The organism is Nocardia sp. NPDC127526, from assembly GCF_042672265.1.
In the GTDB taxonomy this organism is placed as follows: domain Bacteria; phylum Actinomycetota; class Actinomycetes; order Mycobacteriales; family Mycobacteriaceae; genus Nocardia.
On sequence record NZ_JBHXVO010000003.1, the window covers coordinates 65,552 to 90,522 of the forward strand.

The window sequence follows — 24,971 nt, forward strand, 5'->3', positions numbered from 1 at the left end:
TCTGTCAGGAGTATTCGGTTCCATGCCTGAAGTCGAACGGCACAAGTACGACGTCGTCGTGATCGGTGCCGGTGGCGCCGGCCTGCGTGCGGTCATCGAGGCCCGGGAGCACGGGCTCTCGGTGGCGGTGGTGTGCAAATCACTGTTCGGCAAGGCGCACACCGTCATGGCCGAGGGCGGCTGCGCGGCCGCCATGGGCAATGCCAATGAAAAGGACAGTTGGCAAACCCATTTCAAGGACACCATGCGCGGCGGCAAGTTCCTCAACAACTGGCGCATGGCCGAACTGCACGCCCAGGAGGCGCCGGATCGGGTGTGGGAGCTGGAGACCTACGGGGCGCTGTTCGACCGCACCAAGGACGGCCGGATCAGCCAGCGCAACTTCGGCGGGCACACCTATCCGCGGCTCGCGCACGTCGGCGACCGCACCGGTCTCGAACTCATCCGCACCATGCAGCAGAAGATCGTGTCGCTGCAGCAGGAGGATTTCGCGCAGACCGGGGATTACGAGGCGCGCATCAAGATCTTCCAGGAATGCACCGTCACCGAACTGCTCAAGGACGGCGACCGCATCTCCGGGGCCTTCGGCTACTGGCGGGAATCGGGACGCTTCATTCTGTTCGAGACGCCGGCGGTGGTGCTGGCGACCGGCGGTATCGGCAAGTCCTACAAGGTGACCTCCAACTCCTGGGAGTACACCGGCGACGGGCACGCCCTGGCCATGCGGGCCGGGGCGACGCTGATCAATATGGAGTTCCTGCAATTCCATCCGACCGGTATGGTCTGGCCGCCCAGTGTGAAGGGCATCCTCGTCACCGAGGGCGTGCGCGGCGACGGCGGCGTGCTCAAGAACACCGACGGCAAGCGGTTCATGTTCGACTACATCCCCGCGGTGTTCAAGGGCCAGTACGCCGAGACCGAGGAGGAGGCGGATCAGTGGTTGAAGGACAACGACTCCGCCCGGCGCACCCCGGACCTGCTGCCGCGTGACGAGGTCGCCCGCGCCATCAACGAAGAGGTCAAGGCCGGGCGCGGCACCCCGCATGGCGGCGTATACCTGGATATCGCCTCCCGCATGCCCGCCGCGGAGATCGTGAAGCGGCTGCCGTCCATGCACCACCAGTTCAAGGAGCTGGCGGATGTGGACATCACCAAGGAGCCCATGGAGGTCGGGCCGACCTGCCATTACGTCATGGGCGGCATCGAGGTGAATCCGGATTCCGGCGCGGCCACCGTGGCCGGATTGTTCGCCGCCGGTGAGTGTTCCGGCGGGATGCACGGCTCCAACCGGCTCGGCGGCAATTCGCTGTCGGATCTGCTGGTGTTCGGCCGCCGCGCCGGACTGGGCGCCGCCACCTATGTGGAGGGCCTGGCCGCGCGGCCCAAGATCTCCGACACCGATCTGGCGGCGGCCGCCAAAGCCGCTGTGGCGCCGTTCAACCCGCCGAACAACGGCGCGGGGGAGAACCCGTACACGCTGCACATGGACCTGCAGCAGATCATGAACGATCTGGTCGGCATCATCCGCAAGGAACACGAGCTGAAGCAGGCCGTGGAGAAGCTGTCCGAACTGCGCGACCGCTACGACAATGTCACCGTCGAAGGCCACCGGCAGTTCAATCCCGGCTGGCATCTGGCCCTGGACCTGCGCAATATGCTGCTCATCAGCGAATGCGTGGCCCAGGCCGCGCTGCTGCGCACCGAGAGCCGCGGCGGCCACACCCGCGACGACCATCCGGGCATGGATCCGGCCTGGCGCAGCAAGCTGCTGGTCTGCCGGGTGGATCCGGACGAGGTCGGCTTCTCGGTGCCGTCGGTGACGGTGACGCCGGAGGACCAGGAGCCCATGCGGACCGATCTGATGCAGCTGTTCGATCCGGCGGAACTCGAAAAGTATTACAGCCCAGCCGAACTCGCGACAGTGCGGGACGGCGCCGGAAAGGCGGAATAGCCATGGGTTACGACGCGAAGTTCAAGGTCTGGCGCGGCGACACCGACGGCGGCGAACTGCAGGACTTCACCGTGGAGGTGAACGAGGGCGAGGTGGTGCTCGACATCATCCACCGGCTGCAGGCCACCCAGGCGCCCGATCTGGCGGTGCGCTGGAATTGCAAGGCCGGCAAGTGCGGATCCTGTTCGGCCGAGGTGAACGGGCGGCCGCGGCTGCTGTGCATGACCCGCATGTCCACCTTCACCCAGGACGAAGTGGTGACGGTGACGCCCATGCGCACCTTCCCGATCATCCGGGATCTGGTCACGGATGTGTCGTTCAACTACGAGAAGGCGCGCGAGGTCCCGTCCTTCACGCCGCCGGTGGATCTGAAACCGGGGCAGTACCGCATGCAGCAGCAGGATGTGGAGCGGTCCCAGGAATTCCGCAAGTGCATCGAATGCTTCCTGTGCCAGAACACCTGCCACGTGGTGCGCGATCACGAGGAGAACAAGCAGGCGTTCTCCGGTCCGCGATATCTGATGCGCATAGCGGAGCTGGAAATGCATCCGCTCGATGTGGCGGACCGGCGTGAGCTCGCGCAGGAGGACGCCGGACTCGGGCTCTGCAATATCACCAAGTGTTGTACGGAGGTGTGCCCGGAGCACATCAAGATCACCGACAATGCGCTGATCCCGCTCAAGGAGCGCGTGGTGGACCGGCGCTACGACCCCATAGTGTGGCTCGGCAACAAACTCTTCCGGCGCTGAGACGATATGTGGCCCGCAGGTCTCGACCTGCGGGCCACATTCGTGTTCAAAGGGTGACGGGAAATCTCACAACATCGCAACTACGCCCAGTGCGACGGCGCCGACGAGAACGCCTACGGCCAGCGCCGACATCAATGCTCCGGTGAGTATGTAAACGCCTACAGCCGATACCGCGAAGAGCAGTCCGACGATCAGTCGTTCCACCCAATCGTCCGGACCAATTTTCCGGTACCGGGGACGGTGATAATTCTTGAGTCCTCGGTCCACGCATAGAGTGATACCCATGCTTAGCCCGGGCAAACATATTTTCGTTGCGTAACAGCCGCCGATTCGTGATCTTCCCGCGGATCACCCCTCGAAGCGGCCGTTCGCAATGCCCGCGGTGAACGAATCCCAGTCCCGCGCGCCGAAGACCAGTGCCGGGCCCGCAGGATTCTTGCTGTCCCGCACGCCGACGCGCTCACCGGCCAGGAAGGCCACCTCGACGCATTCCTTGCCGGCCCCGCTCCGGCTGCTCTTGAACCACCGGGCCGCCGCCAGATCCTTGCTCATGCCGAATACTCCTTCGCCACCTGCCGCAGCAGGTTTCTGCTGTCCTGGATGTCCAGCGCGCAGCGTTCCAGGCATTCCTGCGCCCGGCGATAACGTCGGACATCGCCCTGTCTTTCGAGATACAGATCGCCGGTGAACCCCTCCACATAGACGACCGCGGGCTCCACCGGTTGCCCCTTGCCGTCGGTTCCGAACTCCAGAATCACGAACGGACCGGTCGAAAGTCCCAGCGGGACACCGGCACTGAAGGGCAGGATGCGCAGCGCGACATTCGATCGAGTACTCAGCTCGGCCAAGTGCCGGATTTGCGCCGCCATCACCCTTGCATCTCCCACCGCACGGCGCAATACCGATTCGTGCAACACCATGGCGACCGCCGCCGGATGCATGCGCCGGGTGATCAGCGCCTGCCGCTGCAACCGCAGCTGAACGCGCCGATCCAGTTCCGCCGCACTGTCGTTCGGATAGCCGAGCCGGTTCAGGGCCCTTGCGTACTCGGCGGTCTGCAGCAGTCCGGGCACCAATTCCGATTGGTAGCAGGACAACTGCTGCGCGGATGCCTCCAGCCCGACGTACACGTCGAAGTTCTCCGGAATGAGATCGCCGTAGGAGTGCCACCAGCTCTTGACGGCCGCCTGCTGCGCCAAACCCTTGAGCCCCTCGGTGATTTCGTCGGGGATGCCGTAGATCCGGCACAGCTCCTGGATGTCGATGGTGCGGATGCGATCGGCATTGCCCTTCTCCAGCCGCTGTAGCGTGCTGGCGCCCCATTCCATGAGCTTGGCGGCCTCGGCGATGGTCAGGCCCGCCTGGATGCGCCAGTCCCGTAAGTAGCGCCCGAGCTGGCGGCGGGGCAAGGTCGATGACGCGGGGCTATCCGACACAGCACACTCCGTTCTCATCGCGAGCGCGAGCCGCCGGCGCCCCCACAGGTCCCCCTGACCAGGTGCGATAGTGTTGCGGTACAACGGCTCCCGCCCGGCGTACGTCCTCGGATGTCACTTGCGGAACCGGCGGGGGGCTTCGTCCACTATGGAGAATCTTCCTCCCCCAAGTGGATCCGGTGCTGGGAATTCGCGCAATTTTGCGTTCTCCGCACCGATTTTCGCCCGCCGGGCGTCTGCTCATGGTGTGCTGGATATGTGCCCGGAGCGGTAGTCGCTAGGCCCCTTTCCTTTCCTGAAATGCTCCGGGCACTTCAGGAACCACGTAGGAACGAGGAGTCATGCAGCTGACCGCCCTGAACATGCATGTCGCCGGATTGCTGCGCTGCCGCAGGGATCCGGGCGTCATGAGCGCCGACGAAGCCCACTCAGCAATGCAACTGCATCTCGATTGCACCGTCGAAACCTGCAAGGTACGACGCCGGGCCCGCGCGACGCTGGTGGAGGAAGGGCGGTGCGTGCTCGATGAGCGCGCTCTGCCGTGACTCCCGCGGGCGAACCGCCGCCGACCCGGTATTTCGCCACACCCGCTACGACCGAGCGCTACACCGCCTGCTGTGGTGGCTCATCGATATCGGGCGCGCACTGCGCACACCGCTGACTTCGCGACCGGGGACGACCGGGGAAGGCCCCCTGCCGCGATAGACGCTGCCGCACCGCATCTCCAGACGCCCCGCACCTCCCCTCCGGGTGCCGGTGGCGTATTCACCGCCGCGTGCCGCAGCGCGGTTCGGCCCGGCCGCTCACAGACGGCGGGCGGGCCGAACCGCACCCAACCACCCGATTTGCCGCCTACCCTGGATCTCACCGCATCCGCGCCGGTGAAGGGGACACCGTGTTGGCTTTCGAACAATCGCCAGTTCCATTGTTCCGAGCCGCGAAGGTGTCCGATCTGCCCGCCATCCAGGCCATCGAGACGGCCGAGTTCGACCGGCTCGCCTACCCGTATGTCGTGCTGCGCCAGCTCTTCGAGCTGCACGGCTCCGAATGGATCGTCGCCGAGGACGAGGGCAGCGTCTGCGGTTACGTCCTCACCGCCATAGCCACCACGGGCCTGGCCTGGTTCATGGGCTTCGCCGTGGCCGGCTCCTGCAAGGGCCGCGGCTACGGCCGGGCGCTGCTGGAATCGGCCCTCGCGCACTGCCGCACGGCCCGCGTGGACCAGGTCTTCGTAACCGTCCGCCCCGGCAACCGGACGGCCTACCACCTCTACAAGGAGGTCGGCTTCGTCTGGGCCGATCACGAACTCGACTATTTCGGGCCGGATGAGCCCCGAGATGTCCTGGTACGCAAGCTTTACCATTGATCATGTTGGAAAAAGCCGCGCCATCGTCGCCGTTCGTCGCGGCCATGAGCACGCGCATCGAACGGCATGCCGACGCCTACGCCGCGGAGATCGCCGCCTTCCTCGATCAACCGCACCGGCTGCGGCGGCGGGCGACCGAACAACCGCTGCTGGATACCTTCACCCGCCATGTGGAAGCCGTGGTGGCCACCTACGACCCGCCCGGAATCCGGCGAGTCGGGGACAGTCTCGTATTCGGCCATCTGTACGCGGTGGCCCTGCGGCAAACCACCACCGGCGCAGCGGAAGTCGTGCCGGCGCCGAAACTGCTCGCCGCGCTGGTGGCGGCCGAGGTGGAGTTCCGGGGGCCGCTGCGGCTGAGCCGCACCCAGCAGCGGCAGCTGGCGGAGAACTATGAGCGCCTCGGCCGCCGGCTGGTGCCCGCCGGGCTGCCCGCCCATGCGGCACTGGCGTTTCAACGCGCGAGCGGGCTGTACCGGATCGACGAGGACACCGATGCGGAGGACCGGTGCGGGCTGGCCCTGGCGCGGGCCCGGCGGAAAGCCCAGCCGGTGGCGTGGCGGCGCGTCGGGGGCTGGTTCCCGGATCTGGTGTGCGGGTACGGATATCGGCCGTTCCGCATGCTGTGGTGGATCGCTTTGCAGCTGGCGGTGTTCGTGTTCGCGATCTCGTTCGCATCGGACCAGCGGTTCACCACCGATGTGTACGAGGTGCTGGTGAACTATCTGAATCCGCTGGGCCCCGGCGACACCGAGAAGTTCGGGCCCGGCGGGCGCATCATTCTGATCATCGAGTCGTACCTGGCCACGGTGACCACGTCGGTGTTCTTCGCCCTGCTGGTCCGGCGCTGGTTCCGGCTGTGATCACCACTCCGCCGTGCTGATCTTGGAACTGCGCAGGGCCGCCAGGGTCGCCACCGCGAGCCGGTCGCGCAGCTGACCGACCTGCGCGGTCCACTGGCGGGAGAAGCCGGGATCGGATTCCAGCCGGGTCCACAGCTCGCGCAGGCGCGGCGGGGTGTGGGCGCCCGGCATCCACAGGTGCACCAACTCCTCGAGCATGGGCGCCAGGAATTGCACGGTATCGCGATGCGGCCCGGCCTGGGCCGCATCATTGAGCAGGGTGTCGAGGGTGGTGAGCAGCCAGTCGTGCGCGGCCAGATCCTCGCAGAAGCGTTGCACCCCGGCGAGATCCCGGACCGTCGGCACCATGATGCGGACGGTGCGGGTGGTCTCGTCCTCCAGCCGGAAGGCGAACAGGGTCCGATTGCGGGGCCCGCCGCCCACCGGCGGCGCCACCCGCGCGGCCCAGCGCAGCCGGGTGGTGGTGGCGCGCACCGGCGGCTGCTGATCCAGGCGGGCGTCGATGCGCACCCGGGTGAGCAGCCGGTCGCTGATGGAGCCCAGGTCCAGGGTGGTGCCGCTGGACGCCTCGAGGAAGCCCTCGGTGAGATCGACCGCGGCGGCGGTGTCGTCGCCGAGGCGCGGGATGAGCTCCACGGAGCCGACCTGGCTCAGATAGTGCGACCACGACCGCCGATTGGAATTCGCGGCCCGCACCACCCGGGTCCCCGCGGAACTCTGCACGATCCGGCCGCCGACCAGCACCGCGTGCGAGGCCACGGTGCCGATGGCCCGGGATTGCGACCGCGACACCGTCGCCAGCTGACAGTCCACCCCGACCGCCGAACTCGGCGAAATCGCCAGTGCCAGTGGTCGTTCCCGCACGAGCACCCGCTGACCGGGCAGCAGCGCCAGCAGTTCGGCGACCTCGCGCGGCGGCAGCGCGTCGGCGGTGGGCAGCAGACCGGTGCGCACCTCGCCGAGCAGAACCAGCGGATCGGTCATGGCGGGCTCACGCGTCGCCGAGGAAGACGTGGTTCAGCCGCTGTGTGACCGCGCGCGGCACCGTCACCGGAACCCGTTCGGCGGCACCGCGTTCCGCGAGCTTGGCGTAGACCTCCTCATCCAGTTGCAGATGGTCGAGGATGACCCGCACGGCGTGCTCGATGCCCAGATAGCTGTGCGGCAGCAGCGAGACCGCGCGATAGGCGGCGAACGGCGCGGCCTGCGGGTTCAGCTTCACCACCGTGGGCAGCTTCCACCAGTCCTCCGGCCACGGCTCGGTCCAGGCCAGCGGCGCGGCCACCACCGCGCCCTCGTGCCGGATCATGCCCAGCCGCAGCAACTGCCAGATGGAGGCCAGGAACGGACACGACCAGCGGGTGCGCTCCACCGGTTCACCGCCGATCTCCTCGGTGTAGCGGTCCCACAGCTGCACATCCAGGAAGATCGAATGATTGCGCGCCCCGAACTCCTCCGGCGGGCGGTAGGGCCGCACCTGGGTCGCCTGGCGCGGATCGTATTCCGAGGACCGCCGGCCATTGCACAGCCAGCCGTTCTCGGCCGTGGGCGGGCGCCGGCCGGTGGAGTTCTCCTCCGGTTCGGCCACGATGCGGGCCGCCATCATCTCGGCCAGCCGGATCGGATCGCCGATGGGTTCGCTGTCGATGAAGACCGGCACCTCGGCGCAGCCGGCCTCGCGGGCCAGATAGTCGATGCGCACGCCGCACTCCTCGGCGGCGCCGAACAGTTTGGTGAGGATCTCGGTCGGATCGGTGTCGTGCTTGAAATAGTCGTCCACCAGGAAGCAGGTGCTCACCCGCGCGCCGGGTCCGAATTCGGCACGGGCCACCTGGGTGTAGGCCTCCACCAGCGGTGCGACCCGCTTCAGCTGCGCCTTGATGCGGTCCTCGCCATTGAGCAGATCGTCCATGTAGAAATGCCCGGCCTCGATGGACAGATGCGACAGCGGCTGGCCCGCAATGCGATGGCGTTCACCGGCCTCGCTGTAGTCGGTCGCGGAACTCACTATTCTCCCAGCCTTTCCCAGATGGCCGGATTGGTGAGCCCGGCGGCGAGCTTCCGGAAAGCGAGGACGGTCTTCTCGTTCGCGATCCGCGCGGACACATCGGCGTCCAGGATCACCTGCTCGCGCCATTGCAGCATGGGTTCGACGGGCGTCTCGCCCAGAACCACGGTGGTGCCCAACTGATATCGGGTGGCGGCCCGGTTGAGGGTGGCGTTCTGCTCCTGCAACCAGGCTGCCTGCGCGGGCCGCAGGCCGGCCGGTTCGTTCAATTCCGGCACCGCCGTCCGCACGTACCGTATCGATTCCAGCAGCAGCTCCGGATCGTGTCTACATGCCGCGCCGGTTTCCAGCAGCCCGTGCGGGCCGTGCACCAGGCCATTGGCGGCCACGATGTGCTGGCGGGTCCAGCGGTGGAACACCAGCCAGCGCACCACCGCCGCGGACAGCTGCGGCATGCCGGTGGAGCGCAGCGCCAGCATGAGCGCGATGGAGCGGCCGGCGCTCAGATCGACCAGGGTGACATCGAATTCCTGTTCGCAGGTGACCAGCAGCTCGGTGCAGCGGCGCACGGTGGCCTCGTCGATATTGGCGAATTCGCCGCCGCCGCGATCGCCCGGGAACAGCACCAGGCGACCGGACGGGTGCCGGGAATGCCGCAGTTCGGTGCGATCGGTCTCCGAGCGGACGCTCAGGCGCCCGGCGGGCGCGGTATCGCCGAGCAGATACGAGTGCAGGCCGTCGTCATCGGGTGTGCCGCGGTCGATCCGGCTGATCTCGAAGATGGCCCCCACGGTCGGGGAGCCGAAATCGAAGTCCAGGTAGGCGACCTTCAACCCGTCCATGCTGAGTTGATAGGCGATATTGACGCTGGTGACCGAGCGGCCGGTGCCGCCCTTGTCCGACGCCGAGAAGACCAGCACCTCACACGCTCCGGGTGGCGTCGAAGCGGGCGTAGGCGAGCTCGTCCAATTCCAGCAGGGCCTGGGTGGCCAGGCTCAGGGCGGTGCCGGGGCGCTCGTCGATGAGCCGCCGGGCGCGTTCGAGCCGGCGTTCGGCCATGGCCAGCGCGGCGCGATTGGAGGAGATGTCCTTGTCGCTGAGTTCCAGGAGTTCGCGATTGAGCAGGTGCTCGGCCTCGGTGAGCAGTTCCATGGCGCGCAGCACCAGAATGGGCGAGCGCAGCGGCGGATCGCGGAACATGCGGGCCGCGGTCACCAGGCATTCGATCACGCGCTCGGTGAGATACCAGGAGGGCTCGTGGATTTCGTCGCCGCCGAAGATGCGGCAGGGGTCGTCCCACAGGCCGGTGATGCGGCCCTCGCGGAAGGCGCGGCGGTCCAGATGCTCCATGGTGTCCTGGGCCAGCTCCATGAGGCGGTCCCGGGTCTCCATGGTGCCGGAGAGCCGGGCCGCCTGTAGCGTGCGCTTCAAAAGCACTGTGGCGTAGTCGGATACGGTCCACACCAGCAGATGCCCGCCATTGACGTCCTCGGAGCCGTGCAGCCGCAAGCGCACGCCCGGGGTGTGCATGGCGCGGGCCGGATCGTTCTCGGTCATACGGCTGACAATGCGGCCGCGGCGCGCCAGCTCGTCGAGAACCGGTGCGGCCCTGTTCAAATCGTCGTCGCTGGCCTCGCGATTGAGCAGATCCTGCATGAGCACGGCGGTCACGATGAGGGAGAAGTAGTCGGATTCCTCGCCGTCGGAGGTGCGCCACGGAATGTCCTGCAGCGGCCAGCGTCCCGCGCCGAAGCGCGCCACCGCCGACCAGTAGCGCTGTGCCAGATCCCAGCGCAATTGCAGCGCCTCGGCCAGGCGGCGCTGCTCGCCGTCGAGCAGATCGAGTTCGCGGGTGCGGGCGGAGGTGAGGTCGTTGATGCCGTCCAGGGCCACCACCGTGAAATGCAGGTACGGGCGCGCGACGGCATAGCCGGCCTCGGTGGCGATGGGCATGTCGATGAAGTCGATGGGCGCGGCCTCGCGCACCAGGCTCCAGCTCCAGCCGCATTCGAACAGCAGGCCCTCGTCGAAGAGGTCCACGCCCGGCGTCTGGCTGAGGGTGACGTCATTGCGTAGTCGGACGCGCACGCGTTCCAGGCGGCGCGCGACGGATTCGACCACCGCGGAGGTCGGCGCGCCGGTCTGATTCAGCATGGAGAGCATGGCCGCGCCCTCCTTCGACTCCGGCGCGACAGTCTTCACCACGAAGCTGCGCACCAGCCCGACCATGGCGGCGGTGAGGCGGGTATTGATGCGCTCGTCGAGGATCGCGATGCGGGCCGCCAGTTCGCGCCCCTCCCGCCGGGTCTGCCCGGCGACGAACAGCTGGAAGCCGCGCAGGAATTTCAGCGCGGCCAGGCACAGGGTCAGCGACATGGAATAGGAGTCGACGACATCGAGGGCGCGCTGCTCCGGTGTGGGATCGTGCGCTTCGGCCGAGGCCAGATAGCTGCCGGCGGCGAAGACCGGCACATCCTTCTTCGCGCCCGCGTCCGTCTCGACCACGGTGGTATAGCGGTCGATGTACTGCTCCAGCACGTGCACCAGGGTGGCGCCGATGCGCGGGCCATTGCCCATGGGCGCGAGCACGGCGCGGATGTCGTCGGCGATATCGTCGGGCTTGTCCAGCTCGAAGCCCTCGATCTCGGTGGCCGGATAGAGCAGGCACAACAGCTGTTCGGCATCGCTGATGGAATTGGCGCCGTCCCTGCCGCCCCACACCCACTCGCCATCGCGGTAGCAGGCGGTCAGCAGCGACCGCCACACACCGAGAATCTGCTGCCGTGGCTGAATTCTCATCGACGCCGTCCCCTGCCGTCTCGTGGGGCCCCGCCTCGCCGGGGCGAAAACTATCATGCGCCAACCGGGTGTGGGCTCGCATGCGAAGTGCGGGTTCACCGGTAGTTTCGCGATCATGAACCGGGTGGTTCCGCGGGACCGGAGAACACTGGCGCAGATCGCCACGAGCTACGCCCTGCTGCTGCCGAGCCTCATCGGCGTCGGCGTCTTCCTGCTGGTGCCGATCGCGGTGGTGCTGTGGTTGAGCCTACACAGCTGGAATCTGTTGGGGCCCATAGAGTTCACCGGGCTGGATAACTGGCGGTCGGTGCTGACAGACCGACAATTCGGGCATTCGATACTGGTGACGCTGGCCTTGACCGCACTGGTGGTTCCGGCGCAGACGGTACTCGGGTTCGCCGTCGCCGCCCTGCTGGCGCGGCGCGGGCGTGGCGGGACGGTGTTGCGGGTGGTGTACGCGCTGCCGTGGATGTGCGCGCCGGTGGCGGTCGGCGTGGTGTGGCAGTGGATCCTCGCGCCCACCGATGGGGCGCTGAATGCGCTGCTGGGGAGGCGGATCGAATGGCTCAGCGATACGGCCGTGGCCTTGCCCGCGGTGGCGGTGGTGATCGTCTGGATGAATGTCGGGTATGTGGCTTTGTTCTTTGTTGCCGGGATTCGAGCCATTCCCGGGGAGATTCTCGACGCGGGTGCGCTGGACGGCGCCACCGGATGGCGGCGCATCCGCTGGCTGATCCTGCCGCTGCTGCGGCCGACCATGTTCTTCGTGCTCGCCACCGGCGTCCTGAGCGCCTTCCAGACCTTCGACACCGTGTACGCGCTGACCAAGGGCGGGCCCGATCATCACACGGATGTCGTTGCCATGCGCATGTATTCGGAGGCGTTCCAGGCGGCGCAGCCGGGGCGCGCGGCGGTCATGGCGGTGGTGGTGTTCGCGGTCATGGTGGTGATCACGGTGGTGCAGCACCGGTATTTCCGGGATCGGACCAGCTATGAGTACTGAAGCGCGCGCGGCGGTGCTGCGCTCGGGAATCGCCTACGCCGTACTGGTGGCGGGTGCGCTGCTGACCGTCGCGCCACTGGTGCTGAGCGCCTTCACCGCCATGAAGACCACCGAGCAGTTCACAACCGAATCCGCGCTGGCGCCACCGCATCCGGCGACGCTCGACAATTTCCGGACGGTGCTGGACCAGGGTCTCGGACGCGCGGTCGTGGTCACGGCGCTCATGACGGTCTGTATCACCGGTGGGCAGTTGATCACCTCCGTGCTCGCCGCGTATGCGTTCGCGCGCACCAGTTTTCCCGGCCGCGATGTGCTGTTCTGGGGATATCTCGCGACCATGATGGTGCCCAGCGTCGTCACGCTCGTCCCGCTCTATCTGATGTTCGCGAAGACCGGCTGGCTGAACACCTTCTGGGCGCTGGTGCTGCCCTTCGTCTTCGGCTCGCCGTACGCCATATTCCTGCTGCGGCAGTACTTCCGGGCCATACCCGGTGAGCTCATCGACGCGGCCCGCATGGACGGGGCCGCCACACCCGACATCCTCTGGAATGTCGTGGTGCCGATGAGCCGGCCGATCCTGGCCACGCTGACGATCATCACCGTGGTCTCGCAGTGGAACAACTTCATGTGGCCGCTGGTCGCAGCCAGTGGGCCGCGCTGGCAGGTGCTGACCGTGGCGACGGCGAATATGCAGACCCGGTACAACGCGCAGTGGACGCTCGTCATGGCGGCCACCACCCTGGCCATCGCACCGCTGGTGGTGCTGTTCGTGCTGTTCCAGCGGCACGTGCTGCGATCCATCGCCTGGACGGGACTCAAATGAGGATCAAGGATTCGACCCGGGCCGTGCTCGGCATCACCCTGGCCGCCGCGCTGCTCATTGCCGCGGCGCTGTGGCTGGGCCGCGATAGCGACGGCTCGGGGCGCACGGTGGTGCGAATGCGGATCTGGGATCAGAGTTTCGTCGCCGCGTACCGGGCCTCGCTGGACGAGTTCGAGCGGGCGAACCCGGATATCGAGGTGCGAATCACGCTGGTGCCGTGGGCTTCCTATGCGCAGAAGCTGCGGCTGGATGTGGCGGGCGGCATTGCGGACGATCTGTTCTGGACCAGCCTGTACGAGGACTACGCCGACAGCGGGCATCTCGTGGACATCGGTCAGGCCCTGGGGCCCGAAGCCGCGCGGGCATGGGATCGGTTCGCGGTCGAACAGTTCACCAGGAACGGAACACTCTGGGCAGTACCGCAATTCATCGACGGCGGCAGCGCGGTGTTCTACAACCGGGACCTGCTGGCGGCGGCCGGTATCGATCCCGCCGAGCTGAACGCGGCCCGCTGGAGCCCGGACGAGGCGGCCGATACCTTCCGGCCCTTGCTACACCGCTTGCGGCCGGTCGCACCGTGGCCGTACAACGCCGCCAATGACTTCCAGTCCATTACGCTGCCCTATCTCGGCTCAGCCGGTGGCAGTTTCCAGCGGGACGGGCAGTTTGCATTCTCCAGCCCGCAGGGGCAACAGGCCTTCGGCTACACCGTGCGGCTGGTCGCCGACGGGCTCTCGCCCTCGGCGGCCGACACCAACACCAGCGGCGACTTCGCCAAGAACGCCTTCCTGCAAGGCAGGATGCCGCTGTTCCAATCCGGCAGCTTCAATCTCGCGACCATTCACGAAAACGCCGGTTTCGGGTGGGGCTTGGCGATGATTCCCGCGGGCCCACACGGCCGGATCAGCGCGAACAACTCGATCGGCGTGGCGGGAAACGCCGCGAGCGAGCATCCGGACGCGGTGCGGCGCGTGCTCGCGTGGCTGGGCAGTGCGGCCGGCAACCGTTACCTCGGCGTGGATGGGGTCACCATTCCCGCCGTCACCTCCGAACAGCAGGTCTACCGGGATTATTGGGCCCGCCTGGGCGTGGACGCGTCCCCGTTCTTCGAGGTGCTGCGCGACGGTCAGATCGCCGCCGGCGGCGGGCCCGGATTCCCGGCCGCGCTCGAAGCCATCGATCCGATCCTCGACGAGATGTTCCTGGGCCGGATCCCCGTGCCACGTGCTCTGGATCGTGCGCAGCAGGCGGCAACCGAGGCAGCCGACCAGCGATGACGACACACCGCGCCGCAGCAGGAGCCAACTGCTCGGCAAGACGAAAGTGCTGCTCCATGCTCAACCCATCGAGCGGCACGATGTCGATCGACATGCTCAGCGTCTCCTCGTAACCCGGAATATGCAGCAGGCTCGGCACGATCAGTACCGCAGCCTCGGAATGGCCGCAGTCGCAAAGGATCCGGCTGGCCGGGTATTTCTGGAGAGCGTTCGCGGCGGCATCTACCTGACGAAAGACACCGATGTCGAGTTCTACGACAAGGCATACCGCACCATCTGCCAGGCAAGTAGGACCCCAGAGGAAAGTCAGACCCTGCTCACGCAGGCAGCAAAGGAGTACGAACGTGAATGACGAACTGACTGGCGCGAACTGGTTCAAGAGCAGCTACAGCCAGGCCCAAGGGGAGTGCGTGGAAGTGGCATTCACCGCCGGAGTCGCGACAGGCGAACTCGACAGGAACGGGTAGCGGCAGTCTCAGATCCGGCTGTGGTCGGTGTAGGGCGTGCGGGGGCCGAACTTGGGTTTGCGGGCGAAACCGGCCAGGCCGAGTAGGCGCACGGCGCGATAGCGGTGTGGGCGTAGGGGTTCCAGGTATTCGACCATGGCGTCGTCGTCGATGGGGTGGCCCAGTAGGGTCCAGCCGACGATGGAGGCGAGATGGAAATCGCCTACCGACAAGGCATCCGGATCGCCGAAGGCGCGCTGGGCAATCTCGGCGGCGGTCCAGACGCCGATGCCGGGCACCGTTTGCAGGAGATGTGCGGCTTCGACGTGGCCGAGTTGGGTGGCCTCTTCCAGCTTCGCGGCCATACGGGACGCCAGCACAATGGTTTTCGAACGCTGGGGGCCCACATTGGCGCGGTGGTAGACCCAGGAGGGGATGTACCGCCAGGTCTCGGCGTCGGGCATGACCCGCAGGCCCTGCGGGGCCGGGCCGGGTGCGGGAGTGCCGTAGCGCCACACCAGTTTCCGCCAGGAGTCGTGTGCGGTCTTGGTGTGCACCTTCTGTTCCAGCACCGCGGGGACGAGGGCTTCGAACACCAGGTTGGTGCGCAGCATCCGCAATCCCGGATTGCGGCGGTGCGCCTCGGCGACCTTCGGATGTTCGGGGGCGAAGTCGGTGACGTCCTCGTCCAGGCACAGCATGACCGGGAGCTGCTCGAGGAACTCCTCCGCGCCCTGGCCCCACGCCTGGGCTTCGATGGAGTTCCGGTCGGCTTGCCGCAGCCGGTAGGTGACCGGGCCGCTCGCCATTCGGGAGGCATGCCAGTGCGCGCCGTCCGGGGTCTCGCGATGGCACGGATCACCGAACCCGCGCCGGAGCGGGGTGATGGTGGCCGCGAGATCGATGGGGCGCTTCGACCGCACCGTACGGGTGCGTGCGGTGGCGGTCGGCGCTGAAGTCACCGGGACATGCTAATCCGCCTCCCCGGCACTTCAGCGCCCAGCAAAGTGCCGTTGACGCACACACACGCGTGCCGGCGGTAAGTGCCGAACCAATTCTGGGCGTACCCCAGGAGTTACCCGAACCGCACGAAATCAGTTGTTACGTCGGTCACGCAGGAACTGGGCGAGATGTTGCGCGGGCCGGTCCGCGAGCTGACCGGCCTGTGTCCGGCAGGAGAAACCGTCCGCGAGCAGGATGGCGTCCGGGGGTGCGGAGCGCAGGGCGGGCAGCAGGCTGGTCTCGGCGACGGCTACCGATACCTCGTAGTGGCCGCGTTGCATGCCGAAGTTTCCGGCCAGTCCGCAGCATCCGCTGAGTTCGGTCACGGTCGCGCCGGTGCGTTCGAGAATGCGGCGGTCGGCCGCGAAGCCGGAGACGGCGTGCTCGTGGCAGTGCGGCTGCACGATGACCGTCGATCCGGTGCGGTCGGGCGGCTGCCAGCCGGGCTGCGCTTCGAGGAATTCGGCGAGGGTGCGCACGGCGGCGGCGACGGCCGCCGCCCGTTCGTCGCCGGGCAGCAGACGCGGCAGGTCCTCGCGCAGGGCCGCGGTGCACGACGGCTCCAGGCCGACCACCACGCCGCCCGCCAGGACGTGGTCGGACAACGCGGTCACGGTAGCGCGCAATCGTTTCCGGGCGCCGTCCAGCTGGCCGGTGCTGATCCAGGTGAGTCCGCAGCACACGCGGCGGTCCGGGATGCGGACCCGGTGGCCGAGGGATTCGATCAATTCGACGGCCGCCCAGGCGATCTCGGGGTCGAAGGCGTCGGTGAAGGTGTCGGCCCACAACATGACGCCCGCTGTCATCCCGGCCGCTGTCATCCCGGCCTCCGTCATCCCAGCCTCCGTCATCCCGGCCTCCGTCATCCCGGCGTGCTGTTGGCCGGGATCCACCCTGCGCCGCTGTGGATTCCGGCCGAAAGCACGCCGGAATGACGAAGAGGCGAGCGTGGGGACGGGTCGGCGCGGGTCGATTCCCGCTGTGCGCAGGCCGATTCGGCGGAGTGGGCCCGCGGCCGTGAGGGCGTTGAGTACGCGGGGCATGCGGGTGGCGGCGGAGAGCCATTGCGGGAGGCGGCCGAGGGTGTAGTGGTCGATGGGGCGCGGGCGGCCCCGATAGCGGCGGTACAGGGTCTCGGATTTGTAGGTGGCCATATCCACGCCGGCCGGGCAGTCGGAGTGACATGCCTTGCAGGACAGGCACAGATCGAGGGATTCGGCGACGGCGTCGTCGCGCCAGTCGAGCGCCCCTCGCACGACCTCTTGCAGGACGCGGGCACGGCCGCGGGTGCTGTCCTTCTCATCGGCGGTGGCCAGGTAGGACGGGCACATGAAGCCGCCGGAGGCGCGGGTGTCGGCCCGGCATTTGCCGACCCCCACGCAACGGTGCACGGCAGTGGCGATATCGCCGTCCTCCGGATACACGAACCCACCGGCGATGGGCACCGGACGCAGACCCACCAAGCGCAGGTCCGTGTCGATGGGATTGGGATCGACCAGGACACCCGGGTTCAGCACATTATCGGGATCGAACAGCGCCTTGAATCCGGCGAAGGCGCGCAACGCCTCCTCGGAGTACATGTAGCGCAACAGTTCCGAGCGGGCGCGGCCGTCGCCGTGCTCACCGGAGAGCGAGCCGCCGAATTTCACCACCTGCCGGGCGGCGTCCTCCAGAAAGGCCCGGAAGCGTTGCGGCGCATCGGCTATCGGCAGATCCAGGCGGACGTGGATGCAGCCGTCGCCGAAATGCCCGTACAACAGGCCGTCGACGCCGTGCTCGCGGGTCAGCTGCTCGAATTCGCGCAGATAGTCGCCCAGCCGATCGGGGGGAACCGCGGCGTCCTCCCAGCCCGGCCAGGCCGGATGCCCATCGGGGGTGCGGCCCGCCAGGCCCGCCCCGTCGGCGCGAATACCCCAGAGTGCTTGCGCCTCGGTCTTGTCCACGACGATGCGGGAGTCGACCGCGTGCACCGAACGGCGCAGCTGTTCGGCGGTGTCGCGGGCCGCCCCCGCGGTCTCGGCCGCGAGCTCGACCAGCAGCCAGCCGCCGCCGCGCGGTAGGTCCGGCACCGCGCCGCGATGGGTGCGCACGACATCCACCAGGCGCGCGTCCATCCCCTCGACCGCGATCGGCCCGACGGCCATGACGGCGGCGATATCGTCGGCGGCCTTGGGCATATCGGGATAGCCCAGCACCACCAGCACGGTGGCGGCCGGTACCGGCACCAGCTCGACCGTCGCCTCCAGCAGCAGGCCACAGGTCCCCTCGGTGCCGACGAAGGCCTTGGCGATCGACGAACCCCGTTCCGGCAGCAGATGTTCCAGTCCGTAGCCGGAGGCCTGCCGCTCGAAGCGACCGAGTTCGGTGCGGATCATCGCGAGATTCGCGCGGGTGAACGCGTCCAGTCCCGGGACTGCGGACAGGTCGGCTCCGAGCCGCCGCTCCACGCCGCCGCCGTCGAGAATCCGCAACTCCCGCACGGTGTCGGAGGTGCGCCCCCAGGCCACCGCGCGCGGGCCGCAGGCATTGTTGCCGATCATCCCGCCGAGCGTGCACCGATTCTGCGTCGAGGGATCCGGCCCGAAACGCAGCCCGTGTGGTGCGGCCCGGCGTTGCAGCGCCGCCAGGACGACGCCGGGTTGCACCCGTGCGCTGCGCCGCTCGGTATCGACGTCGAGAATCGCGTTCATATGCCTGCTGAAGTCCAGCACCAGTCCGGGCCCGATGGCATTGCCCGCCACCGAGGTTCCGCCGCCCCGGGCGGTGACCGCCAGCCCCTCGGCGCGCGCGAAGGCCAGGGTCGCCGCCACATCGGCGGCATCGCGCGGAAACACCACCGCCGTGGGCGGCAGACGGTAGTTCGAGGCATCCGACGAGTACTCGGCGCGGCGGCGCGGTGAGGCATCGACCTCGCCCGCGAGCACGCCGCGCAATGCCTGCTCCACCCGCGCCTTCTCTACCGGCGCGACACCGGCCCGCTCCACCGAATCGGTCACGCGGCCAGCCTAAGCGCCTGGCCGGCGGATCTCCTCGTCGTCCGGCGCGCTCCTGGTCACGTCGAATGCATTCCTGCGATTCGGCTCTCGGCGAATGCACCGCACACGGGCCGCGGGGCGACCACAATGGATCAATCCACCCGTCCGAGGGGGCATATATGAGTCTCACCGCAGACGATGTCCACGATGTGGCCTTCCGCAAGCCGCCGTTCGGGGTGCGCGGCTATCGCGAGAGCGATGTGGACGCCTTCCTCGACCGGGTGGAGGCCACCCTGCGCGGCGCCGACCATCTCACCGCCGCCGATGTGCGCGAGGCCGCGTTCCGCAGACCGCCGTTCGGGCAGCGCGGCTACGACGAGACCGAAGTGGACGCGTTTCTGGACGTGGTCGAACGGACCCTCGCCGGATAGCGGTTCGCTCTGGGCGAACTCCGCCGCCCGCCGGAAGCACTTGATCTGAACCATTGTTGAGGTCTTAGTGTCGGTGGCCTGGGGTTCGATGGAGCTCCGACGGTGAGGAGTGCGGGATGAGTATGGAATCCGTGGCGTGGAATCAGCTGTACCGGCAGATGAACGCGCCGACCGAGCAGCGGCCGCTGCGGCTGGTGACCGCCCGGCGGATTCTGGCGTTCGCCAAGCCGCACCATCGGCGACTGGCGGCCTTCCTGGTGTTCAGCATCGCCTCGGCGCTGCTGGCGGTGGCCACCCCGGTGCTGGCCGGCGAGGTGGTCGACGCCATCGTGGGCGGCGGCGCCGCGCGCACGGTGATCATGCTGGCGGTGATCATCGCGGTGGTGGCGGTGCTGGACGCCGGGCTCGGACTCGTCATCCGGTGGCTGTCGTCCCGCATCGGGGAAGGACTGATCTTCGATCTGCGGACGGCCGTCTTCGATCACGTGCAGAAGATGCCGATCGCCTTCTTCACGCGCACCCGGACCGGCGCACTGGTGAGCCGGCTCAACAATGACGTTATCGGGGCGCAGCGGGCCTTCAGCTCCACACTGTCGGGCGTGGTCACCAATGTGGTCACGCTGCTGCTCACCCTGGTCGTCATGCTGCGCCTGTCCTGGCAGATCACGCTGCTGGCGCTGGTGCTGCTCCCGGTGTTCATCCTGCCCGCGCGGCGCATGGGTGAGCGGCTGGCCACCATTCAGCGCGAGGCCAGCGGGCTGAACGCGGCCATGAGCACGCAGATGACCGAGCGCTTCTCCGCCCCGGGCGCGACCCTGGTGAAGCTGTTCGGCCGGCCGCGCCAGGAGTCCGCGGAATTCGCGGTGCGGGCCGGGCGGGTGCGCGATATCGGGGTGCGCACCGCCATGCTGCAGACCATGTTCGTCACCGCGCTCACGCTGGTGTCGGCGCTGGCCCTGGCGCTGGTGTACGGGCTCGGCGGCTACCTGGCGCTGAAAGGCAGGCTGGAACCCGGTGCGGTGGTGGCGCTTTCGCTGCTGCTGACCCGGCTGTACTCGCCGCTCACCGCGCTCGCCAGCGCCCGGGTGGACATCATGTCGGCCATGGTGAGCTTCGAGCGGGTCTTCGAGGTGCTGGATCTGAAGCCGCTCATCGAGGACGCGCCCGATGCGAAATCCGTTCCGGACGGGCCGGTGTCGGTGGAGCTGGATCGGGTGAGCTTCGGCTACCCGTCCGCGGACAAGGTGTCGCTGGCCTCGCTGGAGGATGTGGCGACCCTCGACACCCGCGGCGGCGAGGAAGTGCTGCACGAGGTCTCGCTGCGCGCCGAACCCGGGCAGATGGTGGCACTGGTCGGTTCCTCCGGGGCCGGGAAATCCACCATCGCCCAACTGGTTTCGCGGCTCTACGATATCGACTCCGGCGCGGTGCGCCTGGGCGGCGCGGATGTGCGGACGCTGACCGGCCGCTCCATCCAGGACACCGTCGGCCTGGTCACCCAGGACGGGCATCTGTTCCACGACACCATTCGCGCCAACCTGCTGCTGGCCCGGCCCGAGGCCACCGAGGCGGAGCTGTGGGACGCCTTGCAGCGGGCCCGGTTACGCGATCTCATCGCCGCTCTGCCCGATGGGCTGGACACCGTGGTCGGGGAGCGCGGCTACCGGCTCTCCGGCGGCGAGCGGCAGCGGCTGACCATTGCCCGGCTGCTGCTCAAGCAGCCGCGCGTGGTGATCCTCGACGAGGCCACCGCCTCCCTGGACTCCACCTCCGAGGCGGCCGTGCAGGAGGCGCTGGGCGAAGCCCTCGCCGGACGGACCGCGCTGGTGATCGCGCACCGGCTGTCCACCATCCGCAATGCCGACCAGATCGTGGTGCTCGAGCACGGGCGCATCGTGGAGCGCGGCACCCACACCCAGCTGCTGGCCGCGGGCGGCCGCTACACCGAGCTGTACCGCACCCAGTTCGCCGACGTCAGCGAACCGGCCGCCGCTTAGGGCGGAAAGCCGGACCGGCGGGCAACGCGTCGCGCTCTCCGCGTGGCGCGTTTGCCGGACCGGCAAAAGAAGTAGTCCGCCGCCGACTCTCGCGGATAACGTCGAGAGCATGGGCGCACATACTCACGGGCATTCGCATGGGCACGGGCACTCGCACGGACACGGCCACGGGCATACCCGGGACGGCATCGACTGGGCCGCGAAGATCGCCCACCTGCAGCAGGACGACGCGATGGCGGAGACCGCCGCGGCGCGCATCGCGGAACGGTTGATCGGGCTGCCGCGCGTGGACGGCGAGCGGCCCACGATCGTGGATATCGGCGCCGGCGCCGGGGGACAGAGCGCCGCCTTCGCGCGTGAGCTCGCCGGGCGCGGCGGCGGGCGGCTGATCATTGCCGACGCGGTGCCGGAATTGCTCGAGGTGGCCCGCAAGGCGGCGGAGACCACCCTCGGCGACGACGACCGGGTCACGATCGAAACCCTGCTCGTGGACGCCACCTCCGACGAGGTGGTGCGCACCGTGCCCGCGGCCGATGTGGTGTGGGCCTCGCGCATGGTGCATCACCTGCCCGATCAGCAGGACGGGGTGGACCGGCTGGCGAAGCTGGTGCGGCCCGGCGGGTGGCTGGCCCTGGCCGAGGGCGGGCTGCCGACCCGTTGCCTGCCTTGGGATCTCGGCGTCGGCACGCCGGGCCTGGAGGATCGGCTGCTGGCGCTGCGCGATGAGCGTTTCGGCCGCATGCGCGCCGAGATCCCGGAGGCGGTGCCGATGCCCTACGGCTGGGGCACGGCCCTGGCCAAGGCTGGTCTCGACGCGGTGACCTCGTTCAGCGTCCTCACCGATCATCCGGCCCCCGCCACCCCCGCGATTCGCGAAACCGTCACGGCCCGGCTGGATTCCATGCGCGAGCACGTGGGCGAGGAACTCGGCGCGGCGGATCGCGCGACCCTCGAGGCGCTGCTCGATCCGGCGGCCGACACGTACATCGGCAAGCGCGAGGACGTCTACCTGCTCGGCGCGGTCACCGTGCACCTGGGCCGTCGCTGAATCCGCATCCGCCGCCGCGGCGCTCGCGGCCGGAGCGACATCGGGATGTGACCGTACTGTTAGACACCGGAAGGTCCGAAAAGTCCAGCTGTACGGCATAATTCGACTTCCCTGGCATCGCCAAGATCATCGTTTCACATGCCGGGGAAGGAGTTTCGGTGAGCCGTACCACAGCACAGTCACGCCCTGAGGCGCTCTGGCGCATGCCCGTCTCCGGGCGTCCCCGGCAGCCGGTGGAGGAACCACCGCTGCGGCTGCGGGTCGACGGCGGGACGGCGCGCACCGACGACCAGTGGACCGTACCGAAAACTCTTTTCGCCGAGTCGGTTTCCGGCAAACTGGTGATCGACTTCACGCGGGCGCACTGCGTGCGGCGCGAGATCGACGTGCACGTGCGCGCCGGAGCGGGGGCGATCGTCATGATCGTGCCGCGGGGCTGGCGCATCGACCTGGACGGCGTGCAACGCGGCGGCGGCACCGTGACGAACAAGGTGACGCTGCCGCGCTTCCCGGGCGCTCCGTTGATCCGGGTGCAGGGACAGGTGGAGACCGGAACGGTCAAGGCGCGCTATGCGTATCGCTCCCCGCTGAACTGGTTCCGCCGTTCCCGTTGAGCTCTCGTTCCACACTGCGGGCGGTGCCCTGCGCGACGGCGCAGAGCACCGCCTCGCCCGCGGCGCTGTCGGCGAATATCTCGCAGCGGCAGACGGCCTGGCGGCGCGTGGCATCGATGACGGTGGCCTCGGCGCGCAATCGCGCCCCCGCGGCCGGGCGCAGATAGGTGATGGTGAAACCACCGGTCAGCACATTCGCGCCGAGCACCGTGCCCGCCGCATAGGTGAGGGCATTGTCGGCCGCGTAGGCCAGGACGCCGCCATGTACATACCCGAACTGCTGGCCGAGCTCCGGCCGGATGGGAATCTCCAGAGTGGCGCGGCCATTGCCGAATGCGGTCAGCTCCGCGCCGACCAACTGGCTGAACGGCTGGGCCGCAAGGACTTTCCGGCCCAGGTCGAGATCCAGTTCTACAGTCATCACTTCACTTTCCGGTCGGTTCGGGAGTTCGGAGCGCCTGCCAGGCGGCGTCGGCCAGCTGCGGGGCCACCTCGATCGGCGCGGTGACGAATTCACCGCCGAGCCAGTGCCGCGAGTACACCTGCGCGGGACCCAGCCACAGCGCGTAGAGCAGGTCGAAGTCGAGTTCACGCACCGCGCCGTAGCCGGCGTGGGTACGCCACCAGCGGGCGACGCCGCGCATGAACTCCCGATTGCCGTCGCTGTCGCGCACGCCCGGCGGCCGGGCGGAGGTGAGCACCTTCGCGCGGTACTGGTTCTCGCTCACCCAGCGCAGATGCTCGGTGACGCCGGCGCGCACCCCGGCCTCGGCGTCGGCGCTGTCGCGCACCGCCGCCCAGAAATGGCGCTGATAGTCCTCCAGTGCGAAGGCCCACACCTGCCGGTACAGCTCGGCCTTGTCCGGGAAGTGGTGATACAGCGCGCCGACACTGGCTCCGGCCGCGGCGCGAATCTGGGTGAGCGTGGCATCGAGAGTCCCCTGTTCGGCGAACTGGCGTTCGGCCGCCAGCAGCAACCGATCTCGAATCTTCATGCCCAGAATTTAGTTCTGTTTCGGCGGGCAGCACAACCCCCTTTCCCGACATTTCGGCAGACCATGCGGTATGACGGAGGGGTGGCGCGCTGGCTGTTGCACGTCGACCTCGACCAATTCCAGGCCGCGGTCGAATTCCGGCGGCATCCGGAACTGCGCGGGCAGCCGGTCATCGTGGGCGGGAACGGAGATCCGGCCGAACCGCGGAAGGTGGTGTCCTGCGCGTCCTATCCGGCGCGGGCCTTCGGGGTGCGGGCCGGGATGCCCTTGCGAACGGCCCTGCGAATCTGCCCGGACGGGGTGTTCCTGCCGCAGGATCTGGCCACCTACGCGGAGGCGTCCGAGGAGATCATGGCGCTGCTGCGGACCTTTCCGGGGCGGGTGGAGGTGCTCGGCTTCGACGAAGCCTTCCTGGCCGCCGATACCGATGATCCGGAGCAGCTGGCGCGCGAGATTCGCACGGCCATCGAAGAATTGGGGCTGACCTGCGCGGTCGGCATCGGGGACAACAAGACCCGGGCCAAACTCGCCACCGGGTTCGCCAAGGCGGTGGGCAAATCCGGCGACGCCGCGGCGGAGGCCGCGGGCGGGGCGGGCATCTTCCGGCTCACCGCCGACAACTGGGTCGAGCTCATGGCGCACCGGCCGACCACGGCGCTGTGGGGGATCGGGGCGCGCATCGCGAAACGCATGAGCGCCCTGGGCATCGAGACGGTCGCCGATCTGGCGGCGGCGGACCGGGAGCGGCTGGCGGCGGAATTCGGGCCCAATACCGGACCGTATCTGTGGGTACTCGGACACGGTGCGGGTGACACCGATATCGCCGAACCCCGGGAACCGGTGGGACACAGCAGGTCCGAGACGTTTCCCGAGGATCTCACCGAGATCGCCGACCTCGACGCGGCCATTGCCCGGCTGGCCGCCCAGGTCGCGGAGGACACCTTCGCGGACGGGCGCGCCATCGGACGGGTCGGGGTGACGGTGCGGACCAAGACGTTCTTCACCCGCACCAAACAACGCAAGCTGCCGCGGCCCACCGCCGATGTGGACGAGGTCGTGCGGACCGCGCTGGAGGTCCTGCACCGGTTCGAGCTGGACCGGCCCATCCGATTGCTCGGCGTGCGCGTCGAATTCGCCCCGGGCATGCGGTGATCGACGCGTTTGACATGCTGTGGTCAGGCATCCGAC

Annotated in this window: 25 protein-coding genes; 15 read left to right on the plus strand and 10 right to left on the minus strand. The window is 68.3% G+C overall.

What is annotated here, in order from left to right; genetic code table 11:
* The first annotated feature begins 22 nt into the window (after positions 1-22).
* Positions 23-1,951: a fumarate reductase/succinate dehydrogenase flavoprotein subunit gene (locus ACFVIV_RS06440; protein WP_379193765.1), complete on the plus strand. Its 1,929-nt coding sequence runs from the start codon at positions 23-25 to the stop codon at positions 1,949-1,951.
* Between the two features lie 2 nt (positions 1,952-1,953).
* On the plus strand, positions 1,954-2,700 hold the full coding sequence (locus ACFVIV_RS06445) for a succinate dehydrogenase/fumarate reductase iron-sulfur subunit (protein WP_379193766.1): 747 nt from the start codon (positions 1,954-1,956) through the stop codon (positions 2,698-2,700).
* A gap of 348 nt (positions 2,701-3,048) precedes the next feature.
* On the opposite strand, the gene ACFVIV_RS06450 is transcribed toward ACFVIV_RS06445, so the two are convergent.
* Positions 3,049-3,252, minus strand: coding sequence for a DUF397 domain-containing protein (locus ACFVIV_RS06450; RefSeq protein ID WP_379193767.1), 204 nt, complete (start codon positions 3,250-3,252; stop codon positions 3,049-3,051).
* A complete protein-coding gene (locus tag ACFVIV_RS06455) occupies positions 3,249-4,154 on the minus strand; it encodes a helix-turn-helix domain-containing protein (protein WP_379193768.1) in 906 nt (301 codons plus the stop codon). Before ACFVIV_RS06455 ends, ACFVIV_RS06450 begins: the two co-directional genes overlap by 4 nt.
* A 323-nt stretch (positions 4,155-4,477) precedes the next feature.
* Between ACFVIV_RS06455 and ACFVIV_RS06460 the strand changes: the two genes are divergently transcribed.
* The 3 genes from ACFVIV_RS06460 (at position 4,478) to ACFVIV_RS06470 (ending at position 6,365) form a co-directional block, all read left to right on the plus strand.
* Positions 4,478-4,681 carry a hypothetical protein gene (locus ACFVIV_RS06460; RefSeq protein ID WP_379193769.1) on the plus strand — a complete coding sequence of 68 codons (204 nt, stop codon included), beginning with the start codon at positions 4,478-4,480 and terminating at the stop codon, positions 4,679-4,681.
* 398 nt (positions 4,682-5,079) lie between these two features.
* Positions 5,080-5,502, plus strand: a complete 423-nt coding sequence (locus ACFVIV_RS06465; protein ID WP_379193770.1) for a GNAT family N-acetyltransferase — start codon at positions 5,080-5,082, stop codon at positions 5,500-5,502.
* Between the two features lie 2 nt (positions 5,503-5,504).
* Positions 5,505-6,365 carry a hypothetical protein gene (locus ACFVIV_RS06470; protein ID WP_379193771.1) on the plus strand — a complete coding sequence of 287 codons (861 nt, stop codon included), beginning with the start codon at positions 5,505-5,507 and terminating at the stop codon, positions 6,363-6,365.
* Here the strand turns inward: ACFVIV_RS06470 and ACFVIV_RS06475 are convergent, their stop codons facing one another.
* Genes ACFVIV_RS06475 through ACFVIV_RS06490 form a run of 4 tightly spaced genes read right to left on the minus strand, consistent with a single transcriptional unit; the run spans position 6,366 to position 11,172 of the window.
* Positions 6,366-7,349: an SCO2521 family protein gene (locus ACFVIV_RS06475; protein WP_379193772.1), complete on the minus strand. Its 984-nt coding sequence runs from the start codon at positions 7,347-7,349 to the stop codon at positions 6,366-6,368.
* A 7-nt stretch (positions 7,350-7,356) separates the two neighbouring features.
* Positions 7,357-8,373, minus strand: coding sequence for an SCO2522 family protein (locus ACFVIV_RS06480; RefSeq protein WP_379193773.1), 1,017 nt, complete (start codon positions 8,371-8,373; stop codon positions 7,357-7,359).
* Positions 8,373-9,293: an SCO2523 family variant P-loop protein gene (locus ACFVIV_RS06485; protein ID WP_379193774.1), complete on the minus strand. Its 921-nt coding sequence runs from the start codon at positions 9,291-9,293 to the stop codon at positions 8,373-8,375. Before ACFVIV_RS06485 ends, ACFVIV_RS06480 begins: the two co-directional genes overlap by 1 nt.
* Before the next feature lies 1 nt (position 9,294).
* A complete protein-coding gene (locus ACFVIV_RS06490; protein ID WP_379193775.1) occupies positions 9,295-11,172 on the minus strand; it encodes an SCO2524 family protein in 1,878 nt (625 codons plus the stop codon).
* A gap of 115 nt (positions 11,173-11,287) precedes the next feature.
* Here ACFVIV_RS06490 and ACFVIV_RS06495 point away from each other — a divergent pair, with 115 nt between their 5' ends.
* Genes ACFVIV_RS06495 through ACFVIV_RS06515 form a run of 5 tightly spaced genes read left to right on the plus strand, consistent with a single transcriptional unit; the run spans position 11,288 to position 14,742 of the window.
* Positions 11,288-12,175: a carbohydrate ABC transporter permease gene (locus ACFVIV_RS06495; RefSeq protein ID WP_379193776.1), complete on the plus strand. Its 888-nt coding sequence runs from the start codon at positions 11,288-11,290 to the stop codon at positions 12,173-12,175.
* Positions 12,165-12,998: a carbohydrate ABC transporter permease gene (locus ACFVIV_RS06500; protein ID WP_379193777.1), complete on the plus strand. Its 834-nt coding sequence runs from the start codon at positions 12,165-12,167 to the stop codon at positions 12,996-12,998. Before ACFVIV_RS06495 ends, ACFVIV_RS06500 begins: the two co-directional genes overlap by 11 nt.
* A gap of 2 nt (positions 12,999-13,000) precedes the next feature.
* Positions 13,001-14,275 carry an ABC transporter substrate-binding protein gene (locus ACFVIV_RS06505; RefSeq protein WP_379194193.1) on the plus strand — a complete coding sequence of 425 codons (1,275 nt, stop codon included), beginning with the start codon at positions 13,001-13,003 and terminating at the stop codon, positions 14,273-14,275.
* Positions 14,223-14,627 carry a hypothetical protein gene (locus ACFVIV_RS06510; RefSeq protein ID WP_379193778.1) on the plus strand — a complete coding sequence of 135 codons (405 nt, stop codon included), beginning with the start codon at positions 14,223-14,225 and terminating at the stop codon, positions 14,625-14,627. Before ACFVIV_RS06505 ends, ACFVIV_RS06510 begins: the two co-directional genes overlap by 53 nt.
* A complete protein-coding gene (locus ACFVIV_RS06515; RefSeq protein WP_379193779.1) occupies positions 14,620-14,742 on the plus strand; it encodes a DUF397 domain-containing protein in 123 nt (40 codons plus the stop codon). The genes ACFVIV_RS06510 and ACFVIV_RS06515 overlap by 8 nt, the downstream gene beginning before the upstream one ends.
* Positions 14,743-14,750: 8 nt before the next feature.
* Here the strand turns inward: ACFVIV_RS06515 and ACFVIV_RS06520 are convergent, their stop codons facing one another.
* Positions 14,751-15,683 carry a DNA-3-methyladenine glycosylase family protein gene (locus ACFVIV_RS06520; protein ID WP_379193780.1) on the minus strand — a complete coding sequence of 311 codons (933 nt, stop codon included), beginning with the start codon at positions 15,681-15,683 and terminating at the stop codon, positions 14,751-14,753.
* A 132-nt stretch (positions 15,684-15,815) separates the two neighbouring features.
* Positions 15,816-18,719, minus strand: a complete 2,904-nt coding sequence (locus ACFVIV_RS06525; protein WP_379193781.1) for an FAD-binding and (Fe-S)-binding domain-containing protein — start codon at positions 18,717-18,719, stop codon at positions 15,816-15,818.
* A gap of 158 nt (positions 18,720-18,877) precedes the next feature.
* On the opposite strand from ACFVIV_RS06525, the gene ACFVIV_RS06530 reads away from it, so the two are divergent.
* The 4 genes from ACFVIV_RS06530 (at position 18,878) to ACFVIV_RS06545 (ending at position 22,788) form a co-directional block, all read left to right on the plus strand.
* Complete coding sequence (locus ACFVIV_RS06530; protein WP_379193782.1) at positions 18,878-19,129, plus strand: DivIVA domain-containing protein; 252 nt, start codon at positions 18,878-18,880, stop codon at positions 19,127-19,129.
* A gap of 116 nt (positions 19,130-19,245) precedes the next feature.
* The gene (locus tag ACFVIV_RS06535; RefSeq protein ID WP_379193783.1) at positions 19,246-21,126 is read left to right on the plus strand and encodes an ABC transporter ATP-binding protein; all 1,881 of its coding nucleotides are present in this window, start codon (positions 19,246-19,248) and stop codon (positions 21,124-21,126) included.
* Positions 21,127-21,235: 109 nt separating this feature from the next.
* Positions 21,236-22,174, plus strand: coding sequence for a class I SAM-dependent methyltransferase (locus tag ACFVIV_RS06540; RefSeq protein ID WP_379193784.1), 939 nt, complete (start codon positions 21,236-21,238; stop codon positions 22,172-22,174).
* A gap of 158 nt (positions 22,175-22,332) precedes the next feature.
* Positions 22,333-22,788, plus strand: coding sequence for a hypothetical protein (locus ACFVIV_RS06545; protein ID WP_379193785.1), 456 nt, complete (start codon positions 22,333-22,335; stop codon positions 22,786-22,788).
* On the opposite strand, the gene ACFVIV_RS06550 is transcribed toward ACFVIV_RS06545, so the two are convergent.
* Together ACFVIV_RS06550 and ACFVIV_RS06555 are read right to left on the minus strand one after the other, a co-directional pair.
* On the minus strand, positions 22,733-23,209 hold the full coding sequence (locus ACFVIV_RS06550; protein WP_379193786.1) for a PaaI family thioesterase: 477 nt from the start codon (positions 23,207-23,209) through the stop codon (positions 22,733-22,735). The genes ACFVIV_RS06545 and ACFVIV_RS06550 overlap by 56 nt on opposite strands.
* 4 nt (positions 23,210-23,213) lie before the next feature.
* Complete coding sequence (locus tag ACFVIV_RS06555) at positions 23,214-23,783, minus strand: TetR/AcrR family transcriptional regulator (RefSeq protein WP_379193787.1); 570 nt, start codon at positions 23,781-23,783, stop codon at positions 23,214-23,216.
* 63 nt (positions 23,784-23,846) lie between these two features.
* Between ACFVIV_RS06555 and ACFVIV_RS06560 the strand changes: the two genes are divergently transcribed.
* Positions 23,847-24,935, plus strand: coding sequence for a DNA polymerase IV (locus tag ACFVIV_RS06560; protein WP_379193788.1), 1,089 nt, complete (start codon positions 23,847-23,849; stop codon positions 24,933-24,935).
* Positions 24,936-24,971: the final 36 nt, after the last annotated feature.

Excerpts from the sequence above, each read along its gene's own strand:
- ACFVIV_RS06500 (WP_379193777.1), top strand. The coding sequence starts at position 12,165 with ATGAGTACTGAAGCGCGCGCGGCGGTGCTGCGCTCGGGAATCGCCTAC.
- ACFVIV_RS06445 (WP_379193766.1), top strand. The coding sequence starts at position 1,954 with ATGGGTTACGACGCGAAGTTCAAGGTCTGGCGCGGCGACACCGACGGC.
- ACFVIV_RS06450 (WP_379193767.1), bottom strand. The coding sequence starts at position 3,252 with ATGAGCAAGGATCTGGCGGCGGCCCGGTGGTTCAAGAGCAGCCGGAGC.
- ACFVIV_RS06540 (WP_379193784.1), top strand. The coding sequence starts at position 21,236 with ATGGGCGCACATACTCACGGGCATTCGCATGGGCACGGGCACTCGCAC.
- ACFVIV_RS06495 (WP_379193776.1), top strand. The coding sequence starts at position 11,288 with ATGAACCGGGTGGTTCCGCGGGACCGGAGAACACTGGCGCAGATCGCC.
- ACFVIV_RS06490 (WP_379193775.1), bottom strand. The coding sequence starts at position 11,172 with ATGAGAATTCAGCCACGGCAGCAGATTCTCGGTGTGTGGCGGTCGCTG.
- ACFVIV_RS06440 (WP_379193765.1), top strand. The coding sequence starts at position 23 with ATGCCTGAAGTCGAACGGCACAAGTACGACGTCGTCGTGATCGGTGCC.
- ACFVIV_RS06560 (WP_379193788.1), top strand. The coding sequence starts at position 23,847 with ATGCGGTATGACGGAGGGGTGGCGCGCTGGCTGTTGCACGTCGACCTC.
- ACFVIV_RS06470 (WP_379193771.1), top strand. The coding sequence starts at position 5,505 with ATGTTGGAAAAAGCCGCGCCATCGTCGCCGTTCGTCGCGGCCATGAGC.
- ACFVIV_RS06550 (WP_379193786.1), bottom strand. The coding sequence starts at position 23,209 with ATGACTGTAGAACTGGATCTCGACCTGGGCCGGAAAGTCCTTGCGGCC.
- ACFVIV_RS06455 (WP_379193768.1), bottom strand. The coding sequence starts at position 4,154 with ATGAGAACGGAGTGTGCTGTGTCGGATAGCCCCGCGTCATCGACCTTG.
- ACFVIV_RS06555 (WP_379193787.1), bottom strand. The coding sequence starts at position 23,783 with ATGAAGATTCGAGATCGGTTGCTGCTGGCGGCCGAACGCCAGTTCGCC.
- ACFVIV_RS06535 (WP_379193783.1), top strand. The coding sequence starts at position 19,246 with ATGAGTATGGAATCCGTGGCGTGGAATCAGCTGTACCGGCAGATGAAC.
- ACFVIV_RS06475 (WP_379193772.1), bottom strand. The coding sequence starts at position 7,349 with ATGACCGATCCGCTGGTTCTGCTCGGCGAGGTGCGCACCGGTCTGCTG.
- ACFVIV_RS06460 (WP_379193769.1), top strand. The coding sequence starts at position 4,478 with ATGCAGCTGACCGCCCTGAACATGCATGTCGCCGGATTGCTGCGCTGC.
- ACFVIV_RS06530 (WP_379193782.1), top strand. The coding sequence starts at position 18,878 with ATGAGTCTCACCGCAGACGATGTCCACGATGTGGCCTTCCGCAAGCCG.